At 61.0% G+C, this 24,267-nt stretch carries 20 protein-coding genes and 8 pseudogenes; 11 read left to right on the top strand and 17 right to left on the bottom strand.

Annotation, left to right across the window (positions count from 1 at the left end):
• Positions 1 to 33 precede the first annotated feature (33 nt).
• From AB3X86_RS11170 to AB3X86_RS11155, 4 genes and pseudogenes are all read right to left on the bottom strand, one after another.
• Positions 34 to 760, bottom strand: a pseudogene (locus AB3X86_RS11170) (IS481 family transposase); the annotation flags it as partial.
• Positions 761 to 1,187: 427 nt separating this feature from the next.
• Positions 1,188 to 2,081 (bottom strand): alpha/beta hydrolase, encoded by an 894-nt coding sequence (locus tag AB3X86_RS11165; protein WP_368596013.1) that lies wholly within the window; start codon positions 2,079 to 2,081, stop codon positions 1,188 to 1,190.
• Between the two features lie 17 nt (positions 2,082 to 2,098).
• Positions 2,099 to 2,917: an enoyl-CoA hydratase/isomerase family protein gene (locus AB3X86_RS11160; RefSeq protein WP_368596012.1), complete on the bottom strand. Its 819-nt coding sequence runs from the start codon at positions 2,915 to 2,917 to the stop codon at positions 2,099 to 2,101.
• 489 nt (positions 2,918 to 3,406) lie between these two features.
• Positions 3,407 to 4,003, bottom strand: coding sequence for a DJ-1/PfpI family protein (locus AB3X86_RS11155; protein ID WP_368596011.1), 597 nt, complete (start codon positions 4,001 to 4,003; stop codon positions 3,407 to 3,409).
• 86 nt (positions 4,004 to 4,089) lie between these two features.
• Between AB3X86_RS11155 and AB3X86_RS11150 the strand changes: the two genes are divergently transcribed.
• Complete coding sequence (locus AB3X86_RS11150) at positions 4,090 to 5,421, top strand: PLP-dependent aminotransferase family protein (protein ID WP_368596010.1); 1,332 nt, start codon at positions 4,090 to 4,092, stop codon at positions 5,419 to 5,421.
• Positions 5,422 to 5,462: 41 nt separating this feature from the next.
• Here the strand turns inward: AB3X86_RS11150 and AB3X86_RS11145 are convergent.
• The 8 genes and pseudogenes from AB3X86_RS11145 to AB3X86_RS11110 all read right to left on the bottom strand — a co-directional run.
• Positions 5,463 to 6,355, bottom strand: a pseudogene (locus AB3X86_RS11145) (TolC family protein); the annotation flags it as partial.
• Positions 6,356 to 6,478: 123 nt separating this feature from the next.
• Positions 6,479 to 6,637: pseudogene (locus AB3X86_RS11140) on the bottom strand (DUF1275 domain-containing protein); the annotation flags it as partial.
• Positions 6,638 to 6,725: 88 nt separating this feature from the next.
• A pseudogene (locus tag AB3X86_RS11135) lies at positions 6,726 to 7,070 on the bottom strand (DUF1275 family protein); the annotation flags it as partial.
• A 105-nt stretch (positions 7,071 to 7,175) separates the two neighbouring features.
• The gene (locus AB3X86_RS11130) at positions 7,176 to 8,093 is read right to left on the bottom strand and encodes a glyoxalase (RefSeq protein WP_368596009.1); all 918 of its coding nucleotides are present in this window, start codon (positions 8,091 to 8,093) and stop codon (positions 7,176 to 7,178) included.
• A 23-nt stretch (positions 8,094 to 8,116) separates the two neighbouring features.
• Positions 8,117 to 8,566 (bottom strand): annotated as a pseudogene (locus tag AB3X86_RS11125) (DoxX family protein).
• Between the two features lies 1 nt (position 8,567).
• Positions 8,568 to 10,460 (bottom strand): amidohydrolase, encoded by a 1,893-nt coding sequence (locus tag AB3X86_RS11120; RefSeq protein WP_368596008.1) that lies wholly within the window; start codon positions 10,458 to 10,460, stop codon positions 8,568 to 8,570.
• Positions 10,457 to 10,747 carry a DUF1427 family protein gene (locus AB3X86_RS11115; RefSeq protein ID WP_368596007.1) on the bottom strand — a complete coding sequence of 97 codons (291 nt, stop codon included), beginning with the start codon at positions 10,745 to 10,747 and terminating at the stop codon, positions 10,457 to 10,459. The genes AB3X86_RS11120 and AB3X86_RS11115 overlap by 4 nt, the downstream gene beginning before the upstream one ends.
• Positions 10,748 to 10,828: 81 nt before the next feature.
• Positions 10,829 to 11,482, bottom strand: coding sequence for a hydrolase (locus tag AB3X86_RS11110; protein ID WP_368596309.1), 654 nt, complete (start codon positions 11,480 to 11,482; stop codon positions 10,829 to 10,831).
• A 493-nt stretch (positions 11,483 to 11,975) separates the two neighbouring features.
• On the opposite strand from AB3X86_RS11110, the pseudogene AB3X86_RS11105 reads away from it, so the two are divergent.
• From AB3X86_RS11105 to AB3X86_RS11065, 9 genes and pseudogenes are all read left to right on the top strand, one after another.
• Positions 11,976 to 12,247: pseudogene (locus AB3X86_RS11105) on the top strand (transposase); the annotation flags it as partial.
• Positions 12,248 to 12,660: 413 nt separating this feature from the next.
• Complete coding sequence (locus AB3X86_RS11100) at positions 12,661 to 13,008, top strand: cupin domain-containing protein (RefSeq protein WP_368596006.1); 348 nt, start codon at positions 12,661 to 12,663, stop codon at positions 13,006 to 13,008.
• Positions 13,009 to 13,112: 104 nt separating this feature from the next.
• Entirely contained in the window at positions 13,113 to 13,547 is a 435-nt protein-coding gene (locus tag AB3X86_RS11095) for a PaaI family thioesterase (RefSeq protein WP_368596005.1), read from the top strand.
• 714 nt (positions 13,548 to 14,261) lie between these two features.
• Positions 14,262 to 14,951: a response regulator transcription factor gene (locus AB3X86_RS11090; protein ID WP_368596004.1), complete on the top strand. Its 690-nt coding sequence runs from the start codon at positions 14,262 to 14,264 to the stop codon at positions 14,949 to 14,951.
• Positions 14,952 to 15,938: 987 nt separating this feature from the next.
• Positions 15,939 to 16,121: a hypothetical protein gene (locus AB3X86_RS11085; RefSeq protein ID WP_368596003.1), complete on the top strand. Its 183-nt coding sequence runs from the start codon at positions 15,939 to 15,941 to the stop codon at positions 16,119 to 16,121.
• Positions 16,114 to 16,305 (top strand): site-specific integrase, encoded by a 192-nt coding sequence (locus tag AB3X86_RS11080; protein ID WP_368596002.1) that lies wholly within the window; start codon positions 16,114 to 16,116, stop codon positions 16,303 to 16,305. Before AB3X86_RS11085 ends, AB3X86_RS11080 begins: the two co-directional genes overlap by 8 nt.
• A gap of 24 nt (positions 16,306 to 16,329) precedes the next feature.
• Positions 16,330 to 16,599, top strand: coding sequence for a DUF1488 family protein (locus AB3X86_RS11075; RefSeq protein WP_368596001.1), 270 nt, complete (start codon positions 16,330 to 16,332; stop codon positions 16,597 to 16,599).
• Between the two features lie 616 nt (positions 16,600 to 17,215).
• Positions 17,216 to 18,352: a diguanylate cyclase gene (locus AB3X86_RS11070; RefSeq protein WP_368596000.1), complete on the top strand. Its 1,137-nt coding sequence runs from the start codon at positions 17,216 to 17,218 to the stop codon at positions 18,350 to 18,352.
• 197 nt (positions 18,353 to 18,549) lie between these two features.
• Positions 18,550 to 18,783 (top strand): annotated as a pseudogene (locus AB3X86_RS11065) (sodium:calcium antiporter); the annotation flags it as partial.
• Here AB3X86_RS11065 and AB3X86_RS11060 read toward each other — a convergent pair.
• Both AB3X86_RS11060 and phaP read right to left on the bottom strand, forming a co-directional pair.
• Positions 18,676 to 18,921, bottom strand: coding sequence for a hypothetical protein (locus tag AB3X86_RS11060; RefSeq protein ID WP_368596328.1), 246 nt, complete (start codon positions 18,919 to 18,921; stop codon positions 18,676 to 18,678). The pseudogene AB3X86_RS11065 and the gene AB3X86_RS11060 sit on opposite strands and share 108 nt — an antisense overlap.
• 112 nt (positions 18,922 to 19,033) lie before the next feature.
• Positions 19,034 to 19,429: a TIGR01841 family phasin gene (gene phaP, locus AB3X86_RS11055; RefSeq protein ID WP_368595999.1), complete on the bottom strand. Its 396-nt coding sequence runs from the start codon at positions 19,427 to 19,429 to the stop codon at positions 19,034 to 19,036.
• A 483-nt stretch (positions 19,430 to 19,912) separates the two neighbouring features.
• Here phaP and AB3X86_RS11050 point away from each other — a divergent pair, with 483 nt between their 5' ends.
• Positions 19,913 to 21,295 carry a hypothetical protein gene (locus AB3X86_RS11050; RefSeq protein WP_368595998.1) on the top strand — a complete coding sequence of 461 codons (1,383 nt, stop codon included), beginning with the start codon at positions 19,913 to 19,915 and terminating at the stop codon, positions 21,293 to 21,295.
• Positions 21,296 to 21,451: 156 nt separating this feature from the next.
• Here AB3X86_RS11050 and AB3X86_RS11045 read toward each other — a convergent pair.
• From AB3X86_RS11045 to AB3X86_RS11035, 3 genes and pseudogenes are all read right to left on the bottom strand, one after another.
• Positions 21,452 to 21,856, bottom strand: a pseudogene (locus AB3X86_RS11045) (sigma-70 family RNA polymerase sigma factor); the annotation flags it as partial.
• A gap of 231 nt (positions 21,857 to 22,087) precedes the next feature.
• A complete protein-coding gene (locus tag AB3X86_RS11040; protein WP_368595997.1) occupies positions 22,088 to 23,107 on the bottom strand; it encodes a LysR substrate-binding domain-containing protein in 1,020 nt (339 codons plus the stop codon).
• Positions 23,107 to 24,258 (bottom strand): porin, encoded by a 1,152-nt coding sequence (locus tag AB3X86_RS11035; protein ID WP_368595996.1) that lies wholly within the window; start codon positions 24,256 to 24,258, stop codon positions 23,107 to 23,109. The genes AB3X86_RS11040 and AB3X86_RS11035 overlap by 1 nt, the downstream gene beginning before the upstream one ends.
• Positions 24,259 to 24,267 lie beyond the last annotated feature (9 nt).

Here is a 24,267-nt window from a genome sequence, read left to right as displayed (position 1 = left end):
TAGTTCCGGCAGGAACTCCGAGCTCTCTCAACGGTAGAACCAGAATTCGTTAAGGCCAGTGAGTCGTGAGCACTCGACCTTGCAGTTGAAATGTTGCGAGCGCGGCGGAATCGGTGGAAATTTTTAGTGTATTCGTCCATCGGACGCCGCTGCACTGACTCGGCAAAAACTCGGCACCGGATCAGTCTGGATACGCTGGATCGGAAACGGCATTCCCTCGATGACGCGATCAAGAAAAAGCAGCGTACTGCGAGCATTTCTGCGCGGCTATACAGCCAACACGCGATAGCGCGAGCAGTCGTCGATCGCCGTGTATTGGTAGACACCTCGCGCGATCTTCATCGTGTACATCCGGACCCGATACCCATAAACCGGGACGGCTGTAGCGTTCCGGTTGTGCCGGCCGCCTTGAGCGGATTAAGGGTTTCACAGAGGCTTGTCACAGAACCTTGTAAATGGTCGCGAGGGGCAATACTTTTTGCTCGTGCAGACGCAACTCATTCTGGATCCGCCGTGCCGCCTTGCGCTCGGCGCGCAGCCGAAGAATTGTTGCACGATCAGCTCAGAGACCTTCCGCTTAGGACTGTGGAGAAGCCGGCGATTTTGAGATCAAAGCCCTCCAATCCAGCATTCCGGTAGCGACCAGCCACTTGCGCAGGGTTGGTCGCGAGATCCCGCACCTCGCGCGGACGAGACCGGCGCTAGCGGTCTCATGCTACGTGCGTACCCATCGTAATCGCTCGGCAATTTCGCGGTCCATCGGCTCATTCCAAGTTAAAACGAGGTCTATGAATCACGCAACTCGGGGGCTCAATCTACACTACTCCCACGTAGGAAGATCATGCAGACGAAGAAATATGACGTGCTCTGTGCGCAATATTTCCGCCAGCGATTGCTAGCTATAGTGCCATTCAAACATTCCATACTAGTATCAATTTCGGTATCGCCGCCATGATTACACGCTGGACGTCACGCATACCGACTTCCAATCGTGATCGACTATATGGACATTGCGATGTCGATCTTCGCCACGCCCCGAACTCACGATGAAAGAGTCAGTCTGGTGGAATGTCGAGCGCGACCGCGAGGGAATGATTCAGGACACAGTCAGGCGCGATGCTCGTCTCAATGCACCACCGGCCATTTGAGATACGTGCACAAAAGTCAGCACGAGAAAAAATTTCTCGTCAAAGATGCAGCTTGAACCAGTCGAGCGCCTCTCGGGACGAGGTCGGCAGTTCCGCCAGGTATGGATCGAAGTGGCCGCCCTTGAGCATGACTATCCGTTTTGGTTCCAGTGCTTGCTCGTATGCCTTGAGCGCCAGATCGGTCGGGGCGATATGGTCGTGCTCAGCTACCAGCATCAGTAGCGGCGTCGGCGACACGCGATCAATGAACACACCTGGCGAGTACATGCGTGCCCAGCGTGTCGAGCGCAGTGAGAGCCGATTTTCCCAAACGCCTTCGGGCAATGCCTGAAGGTAAAAGCTCACGGCGTCCGCGGCTCGATAAGCCGCCGGCTTGGCCGGATCGCTGCTCACGATCTGCTGCATTGCCGGTGCCTCGCCAGCGAGTTGTGCCCGATCGTCGGCCACGAACCTCGCCTCGATGTCAGCAACAGCTTCCGCCGGCACGCGCCGCAGCCCGCTTGCATGGCCGTCAACGGTGGGCGCTTGCGACACCACAGCTTTCAGGCGTCGGTCCGTTGCACCGAGGACAATGGCATGCCCGCCGGCAAAGCTGGTACCCCAGATGCCGATTCGATTCGCATCTACTTCCGGCTGCGTTTGCAAATAGGAGATCGCTCGACGCCAATCGTCAATTTGCTGCCAAGGGTTAATGTCTTGCCGCGGCAAGCCTCCACTGTCTCCGAAGCTGCGGTGGTCGTGCAGCAGTACGACAAAGCCAGCCTCTGCAAACGCTTCGGCAAACGGTTCGATGCCATGGTATCGAGTCCCCGCGAAGCCATGCGCCATGGTGATGGCCGGCATAGGGCCGTTCTGTCGCTCCGGCACGAACAACCATGCCGACAGTTCGACGCCACCCTCAACGAAGAATTTTACGTCCCGCTTCTCAATCATCTGTACACTCCTGGTCGTCATTCGCCGATTTCGCCAAGCAGTCGGGCGAGGTCAAGTTCTGCTTCCCGAGTTTGGAAGCCGCGCGCCATGGCGCCTGCCATGCGGCGTTGCGCTGTTTCTTTCTGCACGTTTTCACCAAAGAGCTCGGAGTCCCGCCGGAAGTCGTCGACCGGAGCGAGTGCAATCGCATTCACGCGCGCCTTAACGACGGCGTGTCCAGCCGCAGGAAAGCATGCAATGCGACGTGCAAGCGACGCGACGTACGCATCGAGCTGCGTGGCGGGAAGCGCCCGGTTGATCCAGCCGTACCGCTCCGCGATATCGGCGTCGTAATCCGACGCGCTCAGCATGACTTCCAGTGCCCTACCTCTGCCCATCAGGCGGGTGAGGAACTGCGCCGCGCCGCCGCCGGGAAGCAATCCGAACGCTGCCTCCATCTGGCTGAATACTGCCGTTTCCCGTGCTGCGTAGCGCATGTCGCACGCCAGCACAAATTCGCTGCCGGCACCGCGCACACGCCCTTCGATCTGCGCGATGGAGACAAGACGACTTGCACTCAGGTGGCGAAACAGCAGAGCGATCGACGGCTCGCCGGTCAGTTTCGCGGCTTCCTCGCGGTACTCCTTCACCTTGGTCACGTCGACGTGAGAGATGAAGTAGTCGGGATCGACACTGCGGAATACAAGGACCTTGGTACGGTCGTCGGCTTCTGCATTTCGGATCACGGTAATCAGATCACGCACGAGCGCGGGCCCGAGCAGATTCATGGGCGGCGCGTCGATTTCGATGAACAGAACCGCGCCCTCGCGCTTCACTTTGAGCGTATCAAGCATCATGGATGGCTTCCTAATGACCGGCTAGCAATTGAATTTGGTGCAGGACGCCCGAGGCGCTGACGCCATGTGACACAGGCCGCACCGAGAGAATCTATGCCTCTCCCGATCTGCTGAGTAGCTATCGCCGCCAACAAGATCTCCATCGCCTGGAGTCGGCATAGAAAAACGTCGCAAACCCCTGAAGTGCCGCCACATGCCGCGCAACACCTGCTGTGCTGCACTATGGTCGATCATGCGGTGAGAGAAGATCGCAAGCATGATCGCCATGAATGGGAACGACGCAATCACACCGCTCGTTTTGGACCCGACATAGCGCGCAACCAGCGTTACGCTGACGACTAGGCCCGCGATGAGCGCCATGCGCGAGGGCAAGTTCCACCACGGCGGATCGAGCCTGTCGGTTTTGGCTGGTTTGTTTGGGATGAGTCACGGATTCAACTCAAGGAATGCCAGTCTTGAGGGACGTACGCGAGGCGCCGCTCTTTTGTGTCAGACGAATGGCGCGATATTGGCCATCGCGCGCGTCACGTAGGTCTCGTTCTCCCCCACTGGGGAGACATGCTGCATCGCGGCGCGCGCAGCCTCGACGCCCGCCAGACGCGCGATCACCCACGCTGCCAGATACTGCGACGACAGGCACCCGCCTGCCGTCGCGACGTTTCCCTTCGCCGCAAACGGCCTATTGACCACCGCCACGCCCGCCTCTTCGACCCACGGTTTGGTGGTCAGGTCCGTACAGGCCGGAACGCCATCCAGCAGGCCCAGCTTCGCGAGTATCAGCGTGCCCGAGCATTGCGCGCCCACAAGCTGGCGCGCCGGATCGAGCCGCAACTGCGACATCAGCGCGGCGTCCGCGGCAACCGCGTGTGTCTGTATTCCGCTGCCGACCAGCACCGCGTCGGCCTCGCATACGTCCTTTAGCGTCGCTTGCGCCTCCAGCACCACGCCATTCATCGACCGCACTTTCGCAGTCGGGCTGGCGATCGCAACCCGCCAGCCCGGCTTCTTGACCCGGTTGAGGATGTTCAGCGCGATCAGCGAGTCGAGTTCGTTGAAGCCTTCGAAAGTCAGAATGGCGATGTGCATGGCGTCCTCGCGTAGAGACGTTGTTTGGCACCATGGTAGGGTCGATAATCGATACAATCAAATCATTGTCATGGATACATTGAGCCATGCCTGAGGCCCGCTACAAGCAAGTGGTTGACCGCCTGGCGGCTGACATCCGCGACGGTCGCCTGCGTCCCGGGACGCGTCTGCCTACGCACCGCGAGCTGGCTGCTCGTGAGGGCCTGGCACTCGTCACGGCGACGCGTGTCTATGCGGAGCTACAGACGATGGGTCTGGTGAGCGGCGAAACCGGCCGTGGCACCTTCGTCAAGGAGCCTCTCCCTCGTGGTGAAGGCGTTGACTTGCACGCATGGAGCTCCGTAACAATCGACCTGAGCTTCAACTACCCCTCTGCGCCGGGTCAGACAGACCTCCTCCGGGCAGCGCTGCGCCAGCTCGCGGCGGCCGGCGACCTGGAGTCGCTGCTTCGATATCAGCCGCACGGTGGGCGCGAGCACGAGCGCGCGACGGCGGCACGCCACCTGGCCAGCCGGGGTCTGGCAGCAACGGCCGGAACCACGTTGCTCGTGAGCGGGGCACAGCACGGACTGACGACGTCTGCCATGGCGCTACTCGAACCCGGCGACCTGGTTGCCGTGGACGCGCTAACTTACCCGGGATTCAAGCTCGCCGCCGAGGCCAGTCGACTGGAACTCGCGCCGATTCCAGCCGCTGGGCGTGGTCCCGATCTGGACGCATTGACGGCCCTGTGCAAACGACGACGCGTACGCGCCGTCTACGCGATGCCTACGCTGCACAACCCGCTTGGCTGGGTCATGAGCGCTAGCCGTCGCCGCGAGCTTGTCAGGATCGCCCGACAGCATGGACTGATCCTTATCGAGGACGCGGCCTACGCGTACCTCGCTGAAGACGCTCCGCCGCCGTTAGCATCGATTGCTCCGGAAACGACGGTCTATGTCTCAAGCTTGTCGAAGAGTGTCGCGACGGGTCTGCGCGTCGGTTTCGTCTGCGCACCACGCGAATGGATTCCAAAGTTTGAACGGGCGATCCGGACAACGACGTGGAATACCCCGGCAACCATGACGGCGATCGCCTGCAACTGGATAGACGACGGCACGGTGGCACGGCTCGAAGACGAGAAGCGGCGGGACGCCACGATGCGGCAAAGTCTCGCCACCGAAGCTCTCGGCAAGCTCACGACGATCAGCCATCCCGCCTCGTACTTCATCTGGATTCCTCTGACACAGGAAGTTCGCGCCGACGCGATTGCGATGGCGTTGATGCGCGAACGCATTTCGGTGTCGACTGCCCTGCCGTTCGCCACATCGACTCAGGTGCCTCATGCGATTCGACTGGCGATTGGGTCCGTCGATCTGCCCACGCTGCGACGATCGCTGGAGACCGTGGCCCGGATTATTGCAGAACAGACCTACTGACAGGCAGTCGCAGGGGCGCAGTCTGTCCAGCAGTATTGTCTGGCCTCGTAGTGCAGCACGGCGGCGTCGTACGCGTCGATCGACGCGCGGCGCTGCGCGAACAGCGCGCCGCCACGGAAGATGGGCTGCGAGAGGCTGGCCCCGATGGCCCACAGCCCGCCCGCACCCGAAACCACTGCCGGCCAGCTGAAGCCGCCGCGACCCATCGCGCCCGTCGGCGACAGGCTCGGGAAGAGTTGCGCCGTTGCCTCGCCCACGTCGGCGGCTGCGGCCTTGACGGCGGCGTCCGCTGCCTGGATATCCGGGCGCGAGCGCAACAGGTCAGAAGGCACGGCGACGGGCACGTGCTCGGGCAGCGACAGGCTGTCCAGATCCGGCACGCTCGGCGCATTGTCCGGTGTCCGGCCGATCAGCACCGCGAGTGCATGAACCGCAGTCGCGCGTTGCTGACGCAGCGCGGGCAACGTCGCCGCGATGGAAGCCGCGTCCTGTTTCGACTCGAACGCCTGGGCTCGCGCGACCGCGCCGAGCGCGTCGCGCTGCGGTCTTCGTTCGCCGCATCGTTCGACACGGCGACTAGCCGCTCGGTGAGCGCGATCTCCCGGTCGAGGGCCGCCACATTGATCGTGGCCGCCACGATGTTCGCGGCGAGCGCACGGCGCGACGCTTCCAGCTCGAACGCGTGCACATCCACACGGGCCGCGCTCGCGGAATTCGCATAGCGCGTTTGGCCGAACAGGTCGAACGTGTAATGCGCCTGCAGCTGCCCGGCAAAGAAGTTGTATTGCACCTGCTCGGGCAGACCGAGCTGGGGCGCGACCGGTGAGCGGGCGCGCTGGACCTGCGCCGTGCCATCGATCGATGGCAGCGTCGATGAGCCGATCTCCGCGCGCAACTGCTCCTGCGCCGAGGCAAGCGTACGCTGCGTTGCCGCGTCCGTCGCAGTCGTGGAAGCGGCTTTGGGAGCCGCCATATCCATCTGTCCGCCGCGTGCGTGGAACGCGAGCCAAATGAGCGCGACGAACGGCAGCAATAGTGCCCAGAACCCGACATGCCGATATGCGAGCGCGCCTGCGATGGCTCCCGCAGCGAATACGAGAATGGTCGGCAGCATCTTGCCGAGACGCATTCGCGCCCCCGCTCGTGCGTCGGCTGACACCTGCGGCGACAGAATGTCGATCGCATCGAGCACGGCCTGCGTCACGCTGCCCGTCATCACGGTGTTGGGCACAACCGGGACGCGCGACAAGCCGGCCGTGCGCATTCTGCACGCCCATTGCTGCCGCGCCGACCATCCCGCAGACAATGACGGGCATGCTGTCCGCATGCACGACGGGCGAGACGCCGACACCCGCGATGCAAAAGGCCAGCATGAGCGCCGCCTGGAGTGCATAGAGAAGACACGCCGCGCGGTTGGGCGTCGCGGGTTCGACGCTCTTCACGAGCACGCTGCTGACGACTACGCCCGCAACGAATGAGGGGAATGCCATCAGCTTCATGAACACGCCCTGGCCGAAGCCTGCCGCCTCGGCGCCGATCAGCACGAAGTTGCCCGTGACGTGTGCGGTGAACAGCCCGAAAAGCGCGACAAAGCTGAGCGTATCCACATAGCCTGCGATGGCGGCGAGCACGCTGTCTTCAGATTTCATCGATCGTCTCCCGTCCCAGGGATGTTCATCAAAGCGGACTGCATGGGCGCGCTCGTCAGGCATGCGCGTGGGGGCCGGCAAGCAGCCGCACGCAGCACGCCGCGCTTACTGCGCCGCTGCATGTATCTCGGCGATGTAACCACCGGGGAACTGCACGACTGCGGCTTCACGCTTATCGGAAGTGAACGGCGGGATCAGCACCGTCACCCCTGCCGCCTTCGCCTTTTGCAGCGTGTCGCTGAGATTCGTCACTTCATATCCCGCCATCTCGCGGCCGAACGGATAGGGCAAGTGGCCGTCCGTCGCTAGCACGGTCACCTTGCCGAAACCCGACTCGATCCGCACACGCCGGTACGTATCGCCCGCCCGGCCAATTTCGACGCCAGGCGCGTTGTGATCATCTGAAACAACTGTGCCATGCGAAAAAGCCACGAAGTTGCGAATCAGTAAATTGGCGCGCTCCGGCGACACGTAAACCCGGTTCTCCGGCACTGTCTGAAGCGGATCATAGGTCGGCGCCTGGTTGTGCCAGTACAACTGCATGCTGACGCCGCCAGGCCAGGTGATGATCGCGTCGCGGCCGATCGGATCGGGGAACGTCGCCACAATGACGTCAGCGTGGTGCCTCTTGGCCGATTTGACGGCGGCGTCGATATTGGTCACAAGATATCCGGTGCGCTCGCTACCGAACGGATGCGGCACAGGCGTCTTGTAGCCGAACACCGACAACGTCCCGACAGGTGTGAAGACGAGTTGCGACATCGTCTGGCTCGATGTGGGCGTCACCTGAAAAACGCCCTGCTGTGACTTGTGGCCGCCGAAGGTTGCAACAAGGCTATCGGTGAACTTATCGAAGTCTTCCGGAGCAACATAGACATGTGTGGTGTCGTATTGCGGCCCCACAGCGAGCTGGGGTTCCGCAGTTGGCCGTGGAAGTTTTGGCGGTGTGGCCGGCGCGACTGGCGATGCAGCGAGACAGATGACGGCAAGCGCTGTCGCTACCACGGAACGGAGGTTACGCATGATGTTGAAAATCCTTTGAGTTTTTACGGAACTCCGGCATGGACGGAGGAATGTTTGATGCCGACAAGGCATGTCGCCATGACGAGCGCAGCGATGAATCCGAGATGCTCGAAGAAGGCGTTCAACGCGAAAAAGTGCGCGTCGCCCGCTAAGTCCCGGAAGTCATTCGCGACGAACATCGCAACAGCCGTCAATGCGGCCAGGGCACCCGCGCCCAGCCACACGAAGCGGTTCGCGATCACGCAGGCCGAGCCGCCGAGCTCCACGACGATTGCGAGCGCCGCCCACAGCCATCCCGGATGCAGCCCGAAATGCTCCTGCTAAAGCACAGCGACATGAAAGTTCGCGAGCTTGGCAACGCCTCCAATCACATACGCGGACACGAGCGCCGCGCGCACCACCGCCAGCAACAGCCGGCGCTGCGCGAGCATCGCGGCGATCCAGTGCGGATTCTCTTGTGCGCGCGTGCTCATGTCAGACCGCCCAGCAGGCGCAGCCGAGCGCGCCCCAGAACGAGCGCAGGTCTGACGCCGGCGCGTAGTTGGACCAGGCGCGCGCATGGTCGTGTCCATGCACGGCGCAACCATTCGAGCAGCCGCACGACGTCGCCGCCATCTGCTGCAACGAAGCCTCGCCCTCGCCCTTCGAATCCTTCCATGCAGCGAAGCCCCCGAAGCGACGCACGGGCGACCAGTCGGGCATCGCCGGAGGCGGCGCGCTGTCGTCGAGATGAGCGAACGCTTCGGCGCCGAACACGATGCGGCCGCCGACAATCGTCAGATGCGAGACCATACCCGCGATCTCGTCCTCGGGGCAGGTGAAGAAGTCGCGGTCGGGAACGATCAGGTCCGCGAGCTGACCCACCGCGATCTGGCCTTTCTTGCCTTCTTCGTTGGAAAACCATGTGCCCTTCTCGGTCCACATCCGCAGCGCCGTATCGCGGTCAAGGCGATTGCGCTGCGGATAGAGGCGCAGGCCGCCGACCGTCTTGCCCGTCACGAGCCACGCAAGCGACACCCAAGGGTTGTACGATGCGACACGCGTCGCGTCCGTGCCCGCCGACGTTCGCACGCCCTTCTCGAGCATGCGCGCGATAGGCGGCGTCGCCTCGGCTGCCGCCGCGCCGTAACGTTCGACGAAATACTCCCCCTGATAGGCCATTCTGTGTTGAACCGCTACGCCTCCGCCGAGCGCCGCGATACGGTCCATCGAACGCTCGGAGATCGTCTCGGCGTGATCGAAGAACCAGTGGATGCCGTCAAGCGGAATGTCGCGGTTGACCTTCTCGAAGACATCCAGTGCGCGGCTGATGGTCTCGTCATAGGTTGCGTGCATGCGCCATGGCCAGCGGTTTTCGGCGAGCACGCGCACGACCTCTTCCAGTTCATTTTCCATCTGCGGCGGCATGTTCGGGCGCGGCTCGAGAAAGTCCTCGAAGTCCGCAGCGGAGTACACCAGCATCTCGCCTGCGCCGTTGTGGCGGAAGTAGTCGTCGCCCTGCTTGTACTTCGATGTCTTCGTCCAATTCAGGAAGTCCTGCTTCTCTACCTTCGGCTTCTGCGTGAAGAGGTTGTACGCGAGACGCACCGTCATCTGTCCGTCGTCGGCCAGCTTCTGGATGACCTCGTAGTCCTCCGGGTAGTTCTGGAAGCCGCCGCCTGCGTCGATGACACTCGTCACGCCGAGCCGGTTCAGCTCGCGCATGAAATGGCGCGTCGAATTGAGCTGATAGTCGAACGGCAGCTTCGGCCCCTTCGCCAGCGTCGCGTACAGGATCGACGCATTCGGTTTCGCGAGAAGCAGTCCCGTCGGGTTGCCGTCGCCGTCGCGCATGATCTGTCCGCCGGGCGGCTCGGGCGTGTCTTTCGTATAGCCGATCACGCGCAGCGCCGCGCCGTTCAGTAACGCCCGGTCGTAAAGATGCAGGATGAACACCGGCGTATCCGGTGCAACGGCATTCAGTTCCGCGATCGTGGGAAGCCGCTTCTCGACAAACTGCTGCTCGGTGAAGCCACCGACCACGCGGACCCATTGTGGTGGCGGCGTAACGGCAACCTGGCGCTTCAGCATGTTCATCGCATCGGCAAGCGAGCGCACGCCGTCCCACCGCAGTTCCATGTTGAAGTTCAAGCCGCCACGCACGACGTGTGTATGGTTGTCGATGAGCCCTGGAAGAACGGAACGTCCCTTTAGGTCAATCACTTTCGTCGCCGAACCGGTCAACGATATGACGTCGGCATTGTCCCCAACGGCAATGATTTCCCCGTCCTTGATGGCGACCGCGCTCGCGGTCGGGTTCGCCCGGTTCAGCGTCGTGAAGCGGCCGTTGTGCAGGATGAGGTCAGGGGCTGTTGCAGATGCTGTCATGAGCGTATTTCCTTGCTATTGGCTTTTTCGCGGCTGGCCTGTTCGACGGTATGCCGGCTCGGCAGCATGCCGGGCACGTGCGCTGCTCCGCGTGACTCGTTCAGAGCCGTCGGAAGCCGCGAGCAGAAAAGAAGATGCTTGCTTACGGGAATGATCTGCTCGCCGCCCAGGATACCGAGCAGGCCGACGAGCGCGACGAGCGGCGGCGCTGGCGAACGCAAATGCATCAGGCTGTAGATGACACCAACCAATATGCCGGCCCCCAGTGACAACAGATACACTCTCATCAACTCACCTTGCTCGCATCGTCGATTATGAAAACAGCGGCTGGCGCGCGAACGCGCGAGCCTTGCCACTTTTACGTGAGGTCAGTGACCCTCGCTGCCGCCGAACATGGTCTTCGCATAGATCAGGCCGAGACCGTAACCGCCACCGTGCTGGATCGACGTCGCCACCGTCTGGTTATATGTTTCGCTGCGCGCCCAGTCGCGCTGCAGTTCGAGCAGGTATTGCAGCGACGTCATCGGGCGCGCGCCCAGCTGGATCATCCGCTCCATGGCGCAATCGTGCGCTTCGTCGGAGACGTCGCCGCAGGCATCGGCGATCACATACACTTCGAACCCCTGTTCGAGTGCCGAGAGCGCCGGTCCGACGATGCAAACCGATGTCCACAGTCCGGCGAGGACGATCTTGCTCTTCCCGTTGGCGTTGACGCGCTCGGCAATGCGCGCGTCTTCCCATGTGTTCATGGTGGTGCGGTCAACCACGTCCGCTTCGGGGAACACCGAGCGGATCTCCTCGAACATCGGGCCCGAGAAGGTCTTCTCGGCGACCGTCGTGAGAATCACCGAAACGTTGAACTCCTTCGCCGCCTTCGACACGAGCGCTGCGTTGTTGCGCAGCGAGACGGCGTCGATCGATCTGGTGGCGAACGACATCTGCGACTGGTGATCAATCATGATCAGCGTGTGGTTACTGGGGTCGAGCAGTGTCTTGCCTGGTTGGGCTTTGGCTGTGGGCATCATTGCCTCCTTTGAATTGCCGGTTGTTACTGGAAAGAAGGGGGTGTCCTCGATCAATGCTTCGTTCGTTGGATTAGTCATCGTCAGTTTTCCTTTGGGAAGGTACGTTCATCAGCGCGGCCTGCTGGATTGCTGAAAACCCTGGTTCGCACTCCATAGCAATGCCTCGAACGTTGCTCAAACGTAGTCGTCTATATTCGCGGCAACCGAGCGTGTAAGCAGTTCGTCGACCAGAGAGCTCGAGAAAGCAAGGGCCCGTCGTTCCTACGGCCTCTCGGTCCCGACGCGGCAGGGAGGCGTCCCTGTCGCGCGCAGTTGTAAATTAATACAGCGACGCAGTTAGGAATTGATACACCTCGTTGTAGGGTTGCCCCTTTTGGGCGGCCCGTGAAGTCTAGACGCTCAGCCCCACGGAAAACCATTATCCAAACGTATACGCGCGACATCCACCGATGACTGCAGCGACCGTTCGTAGAAAGGCTCGCGCGCTCGTGCAACGATTGGTGATGCCAAGCACGTTCGCAACGGACGGCAACTCGCTGCGTAGCTCCGCCTCGTCCCACGGCAGCACTCCAGCGGCGGAAAGCAAAACCTGCTCGGCAGCAGCAAGCGTGGCGATTTCTGCGGGTGCTGCTGATCCACTGGGCCCGTTCGGTGATCTTATGTGAAGGGTGGGTGCATGAGCTCATTCGCCCCCGCAATCACAACGTCGCCGCGGTCGGGCATGGAAGCTTGGCAAGCAGTCCCAAGCACTCCGAGCATTAAGGTCCGCTGTTGAAGTTTTTCGGTCGTTCAAATCTTGGGTCGCCCACGCAAATAGGTACGTCACTCTGGAGCGCCGCGGTGTTCACCAGCAGGTGGACGTGACCGCGACTGCAACATCTGCCGGACGAAGATGGCTGCCTTCCGCTGACGGGTCATGTAACGAGGTCGAGTTGGGCACTCGGAAATGTATCCATGACAATTATTTGATTGTAGTGGTGTTTGCGCATAGCATCTTTTCACTACTCTCACCAACATGAAACGCGACGTCATGCGTATTGCGATTGTGACCTTCGAATGCGTTTCCACACTGGTCCTCCTGACGATTGAGGGACTCCACAGAAGCCGTGCCGGTGGGCAACACGCGGCAGGATGAAGGCACCAAATCCCCTTGTTCAACTGTTTGCTAAGGCTACATGACCATCCAACACATCAAGAAGACAACGAACACGCCGGAACTCGAATCCTGGGGCTCCGTCGGCATTCCGTTGAGCGATCCCCCCTGCGAGCTTCGAGGCATCAAGAAGGTCATTCCCGGAAGGGAGGCGATCGACACGGGTGTCTGGGAGTGCACGCCTGGACGCTTCCGCCGACAGATTACCGAGGGCGAGGTGATGCACATCCTGGCCGGGCGCGCCACTTTTACACCGGACGACGGCCATCCGATCGCGATCGAAACCGGTGACACCGTGTTCCTCTCACCCAACACCGTCGGCATCTGGGACATCCAGGAAACGGTGCGTAAGGTCTACGTCCTTCTTTAGTCTCGAGTGTTCGCAAGATCTCAAAAGACTGCTGCCCGCCGCGCACCTAAGCAGCAAGTCATTGTCGGATCGGTGCTCGTTTGAATAGGACATGAGAGGAAAGGATGAATCCGCTGGAAATGAGCGGTCTTGAATTGCTGCGCGCCGCCGCGTCCGGCCGCTTGCCGCAGTCTTCGATGGCCAAGACGATTCCGATGTCGTTTGCAGAGGTCGACATGGGGTATGTGAAGATGACGGCGCGCGCTGGTGTCCAGCATCTGAATCCAATGGGTGGCGTGCACGGCGGCTTCGCGGCAACCGTGCTCGACTCCGTGACGGGTTGCGCCGTGCAATCGGCGTTGGAGGCCGGCGTTGGTTACGGCACGATAGACCTGCAAGTGAAAATGCTGCGACCAGTGCCGCGCGATCAGGACGTCATGGCGGAAGGCCGGATTGTCCACGTCTCGCGGAACCTCGCAACCTCGGAAGGCACGTTGAAATCCCGCGAGGGGAAACTTCTGGCGACGGCGACGGCAACTTGCTTTTTGAAGAGAGGCTAGAGCGGCGAAGGTCAGGTGATGTGCCTGTCTACGGCAGTAGATGACTAGTCGTTTTTCTTGGCTGAGGGAATGAAATGAAGACTACCGCCCGTCGCGGGCTCGAGGCTGTTTGCCAGGAAACCTGAGTCTCGGAATTGAGGATCACAGCGCGGCGATCCGGAGCGCATCGCCGCGAACTTCGAGACATGGAGCAGTCTCTTCGACGAGTGCATTGCCGCAGCGCAAAGCACAGGTGACGTCAGCAACCGACTGCCGGCGTCGATGATGGCCCTGCCGAGCAGTGCTGGCGGCGCAAGTAACGCCATCTAGACCTTGCGCCAGTCGTACTCGGTCGGCCAATAACGCGCGAGTCTCTGCGTGGTCGCGAGCTGGTCGCTTGCACGAGGCCTCGCACAGGTGCAGTGCTGAATACGAACCGTGTCGCGGAATAGGCACAGCTGACGCAAGCCTAAATGTATCCATGACAATACTTGGATTGTATTGCTTGCCAAGCCTACCATGCGTAACTGCCTGCCTCGACCTGCCGTACCCCATCGGCATTGTCATTGCGGACCCGGGCAGACATCACAAGGATGGAATTCGTGCGGATAATGAAGCGGCCTTTGCGGGAGTGTGACGCAAAAAGCGCATTTCGGTGGTTTCGTGATTTAGGTTCTGGTGCCATAAATAAATGGCAAAAATTGTGCGCCGAGGGTGCCTACTGCGGAGTTGCCAATGGCCCCAATCCGTGCAGTTGAACGTGAATTCGAGTTGCCGCCGGAGCAAGCGACGCCGGTCGTCTTCGTCGTCGACGACGACGTCTCATTGCGTGAGTCGCTCGAAGCAATGGTTCGCTTCGCCGGTCTTAAGGCAGAGACGTTTGCTTGCGCGCAGGACTTTCTCGGACATCCGGCCGCCAAGGTGCCGAACTGCCTCGTGCTGGACGTCGGTCTTCCCGATCTCAGCGGCCTCGACTTGCAGAATCGTATTGCATCCGAGCGTACCGACATGCCAATCATCTTCATCACCGGCTACAACGACGTATCGACGACGGTGCGGGCCATGAAAGCTGGAGCAGTTGAATTTCTCACCAAGCCCTTTGACGACCAGGTCCTGCTCGATGCCATCCGGCACGCCATCGAGTTAAGCCGTGCGGCGATGAGGGAGGCGGCGGAGTTGCAGGCGATCCAAGATCGCTACCTTTCACTAAGTCGACGCGAGCGCGAGGTCATGACGTTGGTGGTGACCGGCCTTCTGAATAAGCAGATAGCGGGCGAATTGGGCATCGCGGAGATCACGGTGAAGGTGCACCGCGCGCAGGTCATGCGAAAAATGAACGTCCGCTCGCTCGCCGAACTGGTCAAAATCGCCACGAGACTTAATCCTGACCGCGCGCCAAGGGCAGCGCTGCAACGCGCAGCGTGAGGGACGGGGCGTTGTCGCGAAGCCAATCAGGCGGCAAATGACCATGTGTGCGCAATTGTATCGTTGCAAGGCATGGTCAAGGTAGGCTCGGCTCGGCGCGCCGACCGAGGGCGACAGTCCATTTCGGAGCGCTATTCGGCGCATGCGGCCCCGTGTTTCCCGGTGGAGTGTCATGTTCGCGACGCCGCACGGTTGCAGAAGGAGGCCGGCACGCAAGGCAGCCAATGGATCACGGTGGACGCGCTCATCCCCAGCGCCGCGTAATCCGTAGTCGTGCGGGCGCACTCGGACTGCTCCTGCACGTCGTTCAATTCACCGTTCCGCGAGTGCTGTCTGAGGAAACCGGCGGCCCTGGCCACCAAAGGACTGTTCCCCAGCGTTGCCCTCTTCCACTGACGCACTAGCCGTTGATGGCGCCCGTGGCGCCGGGTTGTTTGCTCTTGCGGCGCAGTTCTTCCGTCGTTTCGCCTCCGCCATCCGGCAGCCAGAGGACGCACTCTTCCTGCGGCTCAGCACGACCGCTTCGATCAGCGAGACGGCAACGACGACGCCGGTGACGAAATGAAGAAGTTTTGTGAAGGATTCCATGATGAGGCCCTATCGGGTTGGCGTGGGAGGTATCGTCCGCGGTGGTAAGCGGTCAGTGCATCGCATCCGATATCCACTTACGCGATGCCGATGTCGATCTCAAACGCGGGATGCTGATTGTGCGGCAGACTAAATTTGCAAAGTCGCGACAGTTGCCCATCCATGCGAGCACTGTTGCCGCGTTAGCGCGTTATCGGCGGCAACGCGAACGACACGTTGCCACGAACCCCGACATCCCGTTCCTGGTGAGCAGTCGTGGTCAACGGTTGGGCAGCCCCTTGGGGAGCGACAGGCTCAACGTGTCTTCAACACGCTGCGTGACAGCCTCGGCTGGTGAATCGTGGCGCCCACGCAGCGCCACGGCTTCATGATCTGAGGCATACCTTTGCAGTGCGTCGCATGATGCTCTGGCATGCTGAGGGCACCGAGGTCGACCAGATGATGCTGGCGCTATCGACCTATATGGGTCATGCGGAGATCTTTTACACGTACTGGTATCCGACGGCAGTTCCAGAACTGATGGCCGTGGCCGGCGCCAGGTTCGAGCGTTTCGCTGATATCGCAGGAGACGGCAATGAATAGGCGATCCAAGGCACCGCCTTCGTTTGCAGCGCTCGTGCAAGCGTGGTTCACCGAATATCTCACGCAGCAGCGGGCGCTTAGTGCGCATACCATAGCCGCCTATCGTGACAGCTTTGTCCTCTTCCTTGAGTTCGCCGGACCGCGCCTGGACAAGTCGCCGGCCATGATGATCATCGTGACCTGATCCAAAGCGCCCTCCTTGCCGTCTATGGAAACCGTCGAACTTGAAGCGCAGGTGCTCGCCAATCGCCTCGGCGTGGCATTTTCTCTGGTCTTCCAGAACCGCCCGGTCGAATGCATGATCACGATCACGGCGCTGGAAGCGTATTTCTGGCTCGAGCCCCGCGCAGGCGACGAGCGCATCCTCGAAACATTTCGCGATGGCTACGGCCGCATCCGCGCGATCGCCGAACGGAAACTGCTCGCCCATCCCGTTGCACGACTTGAATTGACACTGGCAGATTTCTCGCGCCGCTGAGACACCGGTTTTTCGCCGGGGACGCATCCTTAAGCCTGCATTCCAGAATCGAGTCCGACAGTGCGTGGAATTCGTCCGCAGTTTGCCGAACGACCTGTTCGCGACTCGCAAGTGCAGGCGCCTTGATAGAGCTTCCTAACGGGTGGTAATCAAGTGCATCCTGGCGCGACGACAGTCCGGATTGCCCACCTTTTGGCAGCTGGCTTTTGGGCGAAGCCTCGGCATGGTGATCGATGGCTTTGACCGTTAGTTGCACTTAAGCGGGAGACATTGAGGGACTGCGACTGCGGCGAGATGCTCGCAACACCCCGACACTTCGCACGCAGGCTCACCGTAAGACTGACGGGAAGGAGAGGCCGCCTGTCAAACGGCAATGCACAACTTCCACGCAACTTGTCGTGCATTCACCTCTCGAAGGTAGCGGCATCACCTTCTTCCGCAAACGATTGAGGTGAGCTGGAAAGGTCCAATTCAATGACAAGCAAACGTTTGGTGGATCTTTTCTTGTCAGCACACTCCTACAGCCACAAATATTTGTATGTAGAACATTCACGGCGATTGCATAAATTATCTTAAGATGGATTCCAACGGCGGGTCTCAGTCGTGGAGATCCCAAGTGAACAACTACGAAGTTTTGCCGAGACGGCAGTTATTGGACTCTAGCGGGGTGGTTGGGATGGCCGAGGCGGATCTTCATTCGTGGCGCGAGCAAGCGATGTTGCGTGTGTTTCCGAAGAACCCCGAGAAGGAACAAGCGATATTGCGCATGGTTTTTGGAACTGTGGTTCTGCTCGCGTACCTGGCTTTCACCTTGATTTGTCATTCGACAGTCGCCTACTCAACGATGGTGACGGTCGCGATTTACGTGGTGTTCGGTATCGTGACGTACGTCGTCACGAAGGTCGGACCAGCGCGCTCACACCTCAGGTTAACTCTCACCACGGTTGTCGACCAGGCAACGGTGACGACAGCTCTGGCAATTGGCGGCAGGGCCGCGCTTCCGCTGCTCTGGGTCGTTTTTTGGTTCCTGGTGGGTGCCGGCTGCCGTTACGGCCGACGAATGCTGGCGCTGTCATGTGCGGTGGCGCTCGCTGGATTCGTAAGCCTGATGTATTGGCAACCGTGGTGGCGGACAAACATCGAGGCCGGACTTGGTTTGACGTTTAGCGTTGCAGCAATATCCCTCTACCTGGCGGTGCTGGTGTATCGACTCGAAAAGCGGGCTGCAACTGACCCCCTGACGGGGCTAAGCAATCGCCTCCGACTTGAGCAGGTGATTGGGCGAACGCTGACCGGTCGAGGTACCGCAGTCGGTCAGAGTGCCTTGTTCCTGATAGATCTGGACGGTTTCAAAGAAGTGAACGACGCACACGGACATGCGGTAGGTGACGAATTGCTGCGGAGTTTTGCCATGGCCCTGGTAAGCCGGATGCGCCGCGGTGACACGCTCGCACGATTGGGCGGAGATGAATTCGTAGTCCTTGCACACCAAGTATACGACCAGGAAGGCGCGCTCAGAATTGCCGATAGTATTCACATCATCCTGAGCAACGTGCGAACCGCTGGCGGACATCCGACTGCCGTTTCGGCCAGCATTGGAGTGTGCATGCTGCTGACGGAAGGCACCGGAGGCAGCTCTCTCAACGCCCAAACCTTGATGCGTGCCGCAGATAGCGCAATGTACCGGGCGAAAACGCGGGGTAAGGGGCAGACAGAGTTTGCCGACGCAACCGACATGCAGCCGCTATGCTGAACGACCGCTTCGGCAATTCCCAAGGGCCGATGACGGTCCGAAAATGTGAGTTCGGTGAAGCTAACGCGGGTCTCCGCCAACCTGAATCCCACTGGAAAGTGTATCTGCCGGTGATGGAGCTGTCGTTCGTGATGATGGTGTCCGCCATCACCGCGGCCGAGAAGCGCCGCCATGTTTGTGCTACACCAATTTTGTACGTCCGGGCGTTGTTTAGCCTCGCACTGGTTGGCGTCTACGTCATCTATATGGTGGTGACTTTTCGCGCATCGGAACAACCGCTCCAGGAAGGGCATGGAACGGAGGCGCTGGTTGCCACGTTCCTTTCATGAACGGGCCTGCCAACCAATCTTGCGACCATTACCCTCCAACTGGCGATTGTTCTGGCGCTTCTTGTCGGCAGGGCTAAAGGACTTATTCGCGGTGTTGAAGGCAGTCGCACCGCCGATCATGATGGTTTCTGCTCGGCAGGTTTCAGGTTCATCATCCAGGTTTCCGTTAGAGCGGCCGATGCGTTCGGCTCTCGACGCGACGTACCGATGCACACGTAAAGGCACAAATGATTCGCGCACGCCGGCTGCGGCGTGCGCCCGCGCCGCTCTTTTGTCTGATCCGACTTCCCCGGCCAAGCGAGGGTGGCCGCGCGTACTGCTTCGCGTCGGACCCGCACTACTTTGACGCGCCCTATCCATCTGCCCTACCGCGCCGCCGCGCAGGAGTTTCGTCCTCCGGTTGGGAGATAATCTGCGCCGTTTCCTGCATGCTGTGTGTGGCGGGCCCCTGGTCTCCCATGAGAATCGAGGACCCGAACCCAACGGTCGCATCTTCGAGCACACCTGTCATCACGAGGAAGCCCCGGTTCACGCGTTGCTCGGCGTCATTCACGACATCCGCAAACGAGTCCAGCAGGATTTCGCTCGCATGGCGCCAGTAGGCAGCCGCTTTCGCCGACCCGGCAAGGACATAGCTCGCCTGCAGCCGCCACGCGCCCAGCGGCGACCTTTCTTCAAGCGCCTTCGATGTGACCGCAAATTGTTCGTCAATTGAAGTCTTTACTGCCGTGCGGTTCAATTCGAACAACCTTTCCGCCACATCGACAAAAAGATTAACTGCCGCGCGACCCTCGGCACTGCCCCACCGCAGCCCGTTCGGTCTCGCCTCCATTACCCGGAAGTACCAGAAGCGTTTCGCTCGCCATAACTGTCTCCTCGATTGGGACGATCTGCAGGTACCGGTCGCAAAGGACCGGCGCGAAAATGATGCAGCCTAGCCCGCCGCAAAGACCATTCCCGCCGACCGGTGCTCGAGGTGTTTCGCACGAAAATATGCTGGCGTGCGTCGAGCAGAAACGGAGGGTTAGCCGGCATCAGTCACATCCGCGAACACAATATTGGCGTCGCATGACAAGCCGCGGCCAATGATAGATTCGGGCTCTTCATCATTCGTGCGCCGCGTGGGGGTATTTCTCGCTGGATGGACAGGCTAACGCTTCGGATGTTCGAAATTTACCCTCGTCTATAATTCACGAGCCAGAACATCAATGATCGCACGGAGCCCTATTTTATGAGTCAACCCCGCGGACGATATGCGGGACCTCGGGACAGCGGCCAACGCCAACCTCGTCACGTGAAGAAGTCGCCGTCCAACCGGCAGGGACAATCGTACGTGAAGGCACCTCCTCGAGACTCCGCTCAGACTGCGTCGATTTTCAAAACACGATCGTTTCAGTTTCTTGTCGATGCAGTGGGCGCAGAGAATATCGCGCTAGGACTCGAATCAAACATGACGCGAGTAGCCGAACTGATGAAGGGCGAAAGATTCACGCCCGAGACCGCTTTTCATATGGAAACCACGCTTGGGCTTCCGCACGGTTTCTTTGACCAGCCCCATCCTGCGCTCGCGCCCGAAACCATCGCCCGCCTGAAGTCACCGCTCGACTTTGTCAAACCAGACGACGAGCCCGAGGTTGCGTCTGAAACGCCCGTACCGGCTTCCGCCCCGAACGGCGGCCAACAAGCCATGCGGGAAGATAACCTGTCCGAGGAAACGGAAATGCCAAAGAAAGCAATGGGCCAGTCGGCGGGGGCCGTCAAAAAGAGTCGAAGCCAGATGGCCAGACCGACTGGCGCCCATGCGCCAGGAAAAGCTTCATCTTCGAAGTCCAGAGCCTCTTCGGAAGCGACCCGGCAGCACCCGCTGGCGCTAGGCGACAGCGCTACGGTCGAAAACATTCGACGGCAGAACCTCCACATCCTTACGGGTCGCAACGGATCCAAAGCGCGACTTGGTGTAGTTCTGTCCATGACCAAGTCAAACATGGCACATCGGCTATATGGCAAGAAGCGCATGGACGATGTCGAGGCGAACCGTTTCACGGAGCGACTTGGTTTGCCGACTGGCTGGTTGGACTCGCCGCGCTCGGAAGCGGAGATTCCCGAGTCGGTGTCACGGCTGCTCACTCCTGCTTCGCGCGGACGTGCGTCCGCGGATCAATACGAGCCGATTGCGGCCACCGCGAACGACGATGCGTCAGGAAGACCCGTAAATTCGAAGGTGCACAGGCGGCGCGCGCGGACGGGCGTCCCGGTTGAGCCAGAAAGCGCCTCGCCTGCTTCAGCGGATGTCGCAGAAGCGACAGAGGCAATCGTCGTCAGCCAGCAAGATCACATAAGCGGTGCCTCCGCCGAGGCCGCCGGTCGCTCCTCTGAAGGCAGTGATGGCAAGCTGCCGGCGGTCACACCGCCCACCGCAGAATTGCTTCCAGCCGCTGCAATCCCGCAGCCAAACCCCGTGTCGCTCCCCGCTTCCGTCACCAGCCTGGACAACCTTGCCGGTATCGCGCCAATCGCGGAAGCGTTGATCAAGACGCTGGCAGGTAAGGCACGCACGGGCCGACTGGACGAATTGAAGGCTCTGGAACTTCTGCAGCAGGCAGTCCTGCTGTGAGTCGGCGGTAGCGTGCGACGATCCGCTGTCCGATGAGGCGTGAAGCGCATCGAGCCGTCCGGGCCCGGTGCGCTCCACAACGGCCTATGCGGTCGACGATCGGGAGCGCCTGCCGTCCCTGAAACAGCGCAACCCGCTTATGCACGAGTCTACGCGTTAATGGTCGAGAAATGGCCGAAGCCTGGCGGCGCGACTCGGGTCCATCAGTTTTCGCATTGCCTTGCTTTCGATCTGCCGGATGCGTTCGCGCGTCAGGTCGAACTGTTTGTCCAGTTCCTCGAGCGTATGGTCAGTCGATGTATCGATCCCGAAACGCATCCGCAACACCTTCGCTTCACGCGGCGACAATGCATCGAGCGCCTCATCGATTGCGACGCGCAGGTTCGCCTGCACGGCCGCATCTGCGGGCGATGTCGCCATCGGATCTTCGATCATATCGCCAGGTGTCGCGTCGGCATCCTCACCCACTGGCGTCTCGAGCGATACGGGTTGCCACGCGACCTTCAACATGCCGCGAACCTTCTCTTCCGGCAGTTCCTTGCGCTGCGCGAACGCGGCAGGCGCCCGCCCTGAGCGGGATCGGCCGGCAGCGAACTATTTCTCGCTCTGCGGCGCGCGAGATGTTGCCTCCAACGCGCGGAATCCCGGCCATGTTGCGAGCGAACCACCACGCGTTCGAAAAGACCGGCTCGATGTCCGATTCCCGGATCGCGAGATCCGTCTAGAAGTCCCCGACGCAGCGATAACACGCACGCCGCGTTTTCAGCAACGCGCTGACGTGGGCAGAATCGATCAAGTCAGCAGCGTGTTTTCGGACTCAATTTTGCGTTCGTTCGGGCCGCTACTGCGCGCCGGGCGGTCAGCGCCATTCGAAGCGACTTGCGACGGCAACTGCGCCGCACAGCCGAGCCCAGCCTGGGCGAATGCTTCCGCAAGAAAGTCCACGCACACCTTCACCTTCGCCGACTGCGCAAGACGTTCGGGAAATACCGCCCATACGTTGGCCGGCTGCGTGACCTCGGGCAGCACGCGTTGCAGCCGCCCTTCGTCGAGCAAAGGCTGCACGTCCCAGATCGAGCGCAGCACGATGCCGCGCCCGGCCAGCGCCCATTGCACCGCGGCCTCGCCGTGATTCGTCGAGAGCGGGCCCGTCACTTTGACGGCGACCGTCTTGCCGTCCGTATCGAGACGCCAGACACCAAACGGGTGATCGCGCTCCTTGATCGCGAGGCAGGCATGCGCCTCCAGATCCGCGACAGTTTGCGGCTCGCCGTGCTGCGCGAGGTATGCCGGCGCGGCACAAAGCACGCGATAGTTCGTTGCAAGGCGCCGGGCGATCAGGTGGCCCGCAATCTCGTCGCCGATGCGCACATCCAGATCGAAGCCTTCGCCCGCCACGTCCACGACGCGATCGAACAGATCGAGCCGCACACCCAACTGCGGGTACTGGTCCGACAAGGCCGCCAGCGCCGGCGCGACGAACTTGCGGCCGAAGCCGAAGCTGCTCGACACGCGCAGCGTGCCGCGCGCAACGCGCCGCGTGCTGGAGACGTCGTCGACGAGTTGCTCCACGTCGTCGAGAATTTTTTCGGCCCACGCGAACACGCGCTCGCCCGCGGCCGTCATCGCCACTCGGCGCGTCGAGCGGTGCAGCAAGCGCGTGCCGAGGCTCGCTTCGAGTATCCCCACGCGCTTGCTCACATACGCCGCCGACGCAGAAAGCGCATCGGCGGTCGCGCTGAAGCTGCACTTGCGGGCGACCATGCAGAACACCCGCAGGTCGTCGAGCTCAGGGGCGGCGGGCAGTTTCATCAGAACGAGTGGCGCATGCCGATACGCACGTCGGCCTGAGTCGTCGAGGAAGAAGGCGTGAAGCTGTAGCCGATCACCGCATCGACACCACTCGACGCCTGCAGCCAGTCGCCCGAGATGTACACGTCCGTGCGCTTCGAAAGCAGGTAATGCAGACCCGCGGACAGCTGATCCCAGTGATGGCCATCGAAGTGCGTGTACTGGTAGCCACCCGCGAGACTTGCCGCCGGCGTGAATTGCCAGTTCGCGCCGCCTTCGGCGACCAGCATGTGCTCGCTCTCGCCGAACGCCTTGATTTGCGTGTAAGTGAAAGCGCCCATCAGCGTCAGCTTGTCGATTGCATAGCTCGCGCCCACGCCAAAGGCACCTTGCCTGTCGACCGGGAACGGCGTGTGCGCATACAGCGACGTGACGGCGCCCGTCGCGGGATCAACGCTCACGGTCGGCCTGCCGAAAAACGTGCGCACGCCGATCATGTTGTACGGGTCGAACGCATAAATGCCCGACGGGTTGTTTAACTGCGTATAGGCGGTGCCCATCGAGAACTGGCCGTGGTGATACTGCGCGCCGACGCTCCACGCGCTGCCCGTATGAAAATCGCCCGGCGTATTGCTGAACGAGTACATGCCGCCAAACTGGAACCCGGCGTACGTGCCCGACATGAACTTCACCGCGTTCGGCAGATGGTCGCCGTTCATGCGGTCGAAGTCACCCTGGTTGATGGCGTAGCCGCTCGCCCACGCGGATGCGTTGTACTGGTAGACCATTTCCCGCGTCATGTCGAACTGATTGCCGAACGTGAGCGTGCCCCAGTCGTTCTGCAAACCTACATAAGCGGAGCGGCCAAAAAGCGAGCCGCCGTTCGAGATCTGCCCGTTACCCAGGTGAAAGCCGCTCTCCAGCTTGAACACGGCTTTCATCCCGCCGCCCAGGTCTTCGGTGCCCATCAGGCCCCAGCGGTTCGCGTAAGTCACGCCGTCGTCGAACTTGATCTGATGCGAGCCACCCGCGTTGGACACGTAGGTAATGCCCGCATCGAGCACGCCGTAAAGCGTGACACTGCTCTGCGCGTGCGCAGCCACCGGGAGCATCGCGAGCGCCAGCACCGCCGTGACGAATACGGTGGGCTGCAATTTGATCGTCTGATTCATGTTGTAGTC

Origin of the sequence: Paraburkholderia sp. BR14374, assembly GCF_040948685.1 — a bacterium.
GTDB classification, from domain to species: Bacteria; Pseudomonadota; Gammaproteobacteria; order Burkholderiales; family Burkholderiaceae; genus Paraburkholderia; species Paraburkholderia youngii.
This window is presented reverse-complemented; position numbering and strand designations above follow the sequence as displayed.

Bases quoted from the DNA above. Each gene is read 5' to 3' on its own strand.
- AB3X86_RS11165 (WP_368596013.1), bottom strand. From the start codon at position 2,081: ATGATTGAGAAGCGGGACGTAAAATTCTTCGTTGAGGGTGGCGTCGAA.
- AB3X86_RS11160 (WP_368596012.1), bottom strand. From the start codon at position 2,917: ATGATGCTTGATACGCTCAAAGTGAAGCGCGAGGGCGCGGTTCTGTTC.
- AB3X86_RS11155 (WP_368596011.1), bottom strand. From the start codon at position 4,003: ATGCACATCGCCATTCTGACTTTCGAAGGCTTCAACGAACTCGACTCG.
- AB3X86_RS11150 (WP_368596010.1), top strand. From the start codon at position 4,090: ATGCCTGAGGCCCGCTACAAGCAAGTGGTTGACCGCCTGGCGGCTGAC.
- AB3X86_RS11130 (WP_368596009.1), bottom strand. From the start codon at position 8,093: ATGCGTAACCTCCGTTCCGTGGTAGCGACAGCGCTTGCCGTCATCTGT.
- AB3X86_RS11120 (WP_368596008.1), bottom strand. From the start codon at position 10,460: ATGACAGCATCTGCAACAGCCCCTGACCTCATCCTGCACAACGGCCGC.
- AB3X86_RS11115 (WP_368596007.1), bottom strand. From the start codon at position 10,747: ATGAGAGTGTATCTGTTGTCACTGGGGGCCGGCATATTGGTTGGTGTC.
- AB3X86_RS11110 (WP_368596309.1), bottom strand. From the start codon at position 11,482: ATGCCCACAGCCAAAGCCCAACCAGGCAAGACACTGCTCGACCCCAGT.
- AB3X86_RS11100 (WP_368596006.1), top strand. From the start codon at position 12,661: ATGACCATCCAACACATCAAGAAGACAACGAACACGCCGGAACTCGAA.
- AB3X86_RS11095 (WP_368596005.1), top strand. From the start codon at position 13,113: ATGAATCCGCTGGAAATGAGCGGTCTTGAATTGCTGCGCGCCGCCGCG.
- AB3X86_RS11090 (WP_368596004.1), top strand. From the start codon at position 14,262: ATGGCCCCAATCCGTGCAGTTGAACGTGAATTCGAGTTGCCGCCGGAG.
- AB3X86_RS11085 (WP_368596003.1), top strand. From the start codon at position 15,939: ATGATGCTCTGGCATGCTGAGGGCACCGAGGTCGACCAGATGATGCTG.
- AB3X86_RS11080 (WP_368596002.1), top strand. From the start codon at position 16,114: ATGAATAGGCGATCCAAGGCACCGCCTTCGTTTGCAGCGCTCGTGCAA.
- AB3X86_RS11075 (WP_368596001.1), top strand. From the start codon at position 16,330: ATGGAAACCGTCGAACTTGAAGCGCAGGTGCTCGCCAATCGCCTCGGC.
- AB3X86_RS11050 (WP_368595998.1), top strand. From the start codon at position 19,913: ATGAGTCAACCCCGCGGACGATATGCGGGACCTCGGGACAGCGGCCAA.
- AB3X86_RS11040 (WP_368595997.1), bottom strand. From the start codon at position 23,107: ATGAAACTGCCCGCCGCCCCTGAGCTCGACGACCTGCGGGTGTTCTGC.
- AB3X86_RS11035 (WP_368595996.1), bottom strand. From the start codon at position 24,258: ATGAATCAGACGATCAAATTGCAGCCCACCGTATTCGTCACGGCGGTG.